The sequence below is a fragment of the Aminobacter sp. P4_H6_2 genome, from assembly GCF_056400805.1.
On sequence record NZ_JBFUKO010000716.1, the window covers coordinates 1 to 2,580 of the forward strand.

The 2,580-nt window shown below is 63.5% G+C and carries 3 protein-coding genes; all 3 read right to left on the reverse strand.

The window, feature by feature from the left end; translation table 11 throughout:
* On the reverse strand, nt 1-1,082 hold a 1,082-nt coding region (gene ccmI, locus AC1DUU_RS29100), incomplete at its 3' end, for a c-type cytochrome biogenesis protein CcmI (RefSeq protein ID WP_476786799.1).
* 100 nt (nt 1,083-1,182) lie between these two features.
* Nucleotides 1,183-1,623 (reverse strand): hypothetical protein, encoded by a 441-nt coding sequence (locus AC1DUU_RS29105; protein WP_476786800.1) that lies wholly within the window; start codon nt 1,621-1,623, stop codon nt 1,183-1,185.
* Between the two features lie 98 nt (nt 1,624-1,721).
* The coding region (locus AC1DUU_RS29110) for an ATP-binding protein (protein WP_476786798.1) at nt 1,722-2,580 on the reverse strand (859 nt) is incomplete at its 5' end.

Sequence of the window (2,580 nt, forward strand, 5' to 3'; positions counted from 1 at the left end):
TCTTCGCTGTCACGGCCAAGTGCGGTATAGGCGCGACCAAGCGCGTCCTGGGCCAGATCGGTCTTGCCGAGCACCTGATATGAACGCACCAGTCGCAGCCATCCTTCCGGATCGCGAGGGTTCTGGCGCAGCTTTTCGTCCAGCGTTGCGACCATGCCCTCGATCATCGTCGTGCGGTCGCCGGACGACATGGACGCAGCAGCGTCGATGTCGTCCTGCTTGGGTCCGGGACCGGCAACTGCCTCATCGGCCGGTGCGGTGCGACCTTCGGCCTGGGCGATCGCCTGTTCAGTTACTGGTCGCCATGGCGAGTCGGCCGGCAGGCCCACGGCCATCTGACGCCAGGCGGTGGCCGCCTCGGCAACCTTGCCTTCCTGGGCAAGCGCCAAGCCAAGGAAATAGCGCGCCTTGGGATTGGCTGGCTCGAATTTGAGCGCGGCTTCGAAGGCCATTCGCGCGTCCGCAGTAACGATTCCGCCCGAGGAACCGGCAATCGCCTCGCCAAGGCCAGCTTCGCGGGCAGCTGTCGAGCCTTCGATACGGATGGCGTTGCGATAGGCTGTGACCGCGTCATCGGCCCGGCCCATCCTGAGATAGACGGGTGCCAGCACATCCCAGCCGCGTCCGTCCGACGGGTTCGCGACAAGATGCGCCTCGGCGCGGGCGATCAATTCGTCAACGGAACTGTCCGCCGGCTTCTGCGAAAGGCGCGCGCTCAAAGGCTGCGACGGCACGTCCGGCGAGCCGATCGCGGTGTAAATGCTCCAGCTCAGCAACGGAACGGCGAGCACGGCGATGACGCCGACCAGCCGCGAGGAGAGCTGAGGTTCGTTCTTCGACTTCGGCGCCCCATCGGCATCAAGCTTGATGATGCGGCGTGCGATCTCGGYCCGCGCTTGTTCGGCGTCGGATGGAGCAATGAGCCCGCGCGCGGCGTCCCTGTCGACTTCGCCAAGCTGGTCGCGATAAACTTCAAGGTCGTGGCTGGCGTCGGCTTCGCCTTCGGCCTGCCGCGTCAACGGCAACAGAACCGCAAGGCTCGCACCAAGTGTCAGTACAGCAGCTATGACCCAGAACAACATGCTCACCTAAATAGCCAGCAGCCACCAAGCTGCCAACATCTTCGTCCTGCGGCTTATTGACGGTTCAGGATGTTTTGCCAAAGCAACAACGCGTGAGAACTTAGGTCAGCGGCGTCCAGCTGCCGTCAGCGTTGCGACAGGCCGTTCCGCGCGCGGTCAGTGGCGTTCCGGTGGTGAACACGGTCTGCGAGTATTGCCGGCAGTCCTGCGAGCCGACGCGATACGGCTGTGCTGCGACAACTTCGCCCGAGCGACCCTCGCCCTTCCAGGCAACCGTCTGCCCGCCCTGACCATATTCCAGCGCACGATACTCGGCTTCGAGCGCCTTGCGCCGGTCGCCGTCACTCAAGCCGCCGCCGATCGAGCCGCCAATCAGCCCACCATCCATGGCCGTGATGATACGCGTCGCGACCTTGCCGCTAGAGGCCGAGCTGTCTCCACCGCCGAGCGACGGAACAATCCCGCTGCCGCTACCCAAACCGGAGGTTGTGCAGCCGGAGCCAGCCAGCATTCCCGCAACCAGTGCCACCCTTAGTCTCATGCTCATCACCGGTCCCGAATTTGCGTCCGCTTACAAGGGCTTGGCGCCGCGTTAGATTGCATCTTTGGCCGAAATGGGGCCGATTCGGCCAGCCATTTCTACTGCACTCCGCGCAACTCTACGATGGCCTTCAGTCCCCCCATCGCCGATCGCTCCAATCGAAGCGTGCCGCCATACTCCTTGACCAGATCAGCGACGATGGCGAGGCCAAGGCCCGTACCTGGCTTGGTCTCGTCGAGACGCTTGCCACGCTGGAGCGCCTCGCGTGCCTTTTCCTCCGGAATTCCTGGCCCGTCATCTTCGATCAGGATCGAAAACCGTGGCGGCTCCTCGGCCACGGGCGCCGCTGTCTCGACCGAAACCTTGACGGCACTGTGCGCCCATTTCATTGCATTTTCGAGCAGGTTGCCGACAACTTCCTCGAGATCTTCGCGCTCGCCTGCGAACACAACCTCGGTCGCCGGCAGGTTCAGGGAGAAAGTTGCGCCACGCGAGAGCTTTTCCATCACCCGCACCATGCGCTGCAGCAGCGGCGCGACCGGCGTGCGATAGACAACGCTTTCCCGCTGCGCGGCAACCCGGGCCCGCTGAAGATAATGATCAATCTGCATTTGCATCGCGGCGGCATGGTCAGCAATGAGCTGCCCTTTGGGGCCGCCCAGAGCACGCCCCTCGTTGAGCATCACCGCAAGCGGTGTTTTCAGCGAATGCGCAAGATTGCCGACCTGGGTTCGCGACCGCTCGACGATACGGCGGTTGTTTTCGATCAGCGCATTGGTCTCATTTGCGAGCGGCTGGATCTCGGCAGGAAAACGTCCGGTGAGGCGCTGGGCGGTGCCCTCTCGGACCATGGCGAGCGCGTTGCGCACCCGCGTCAGCGGCTGCAGGCCAAGCAGGATCGCAATCGCGTTGATTGCGATCATGCCAAAGCCGAACAGCGACAAATAGGTGAACAAG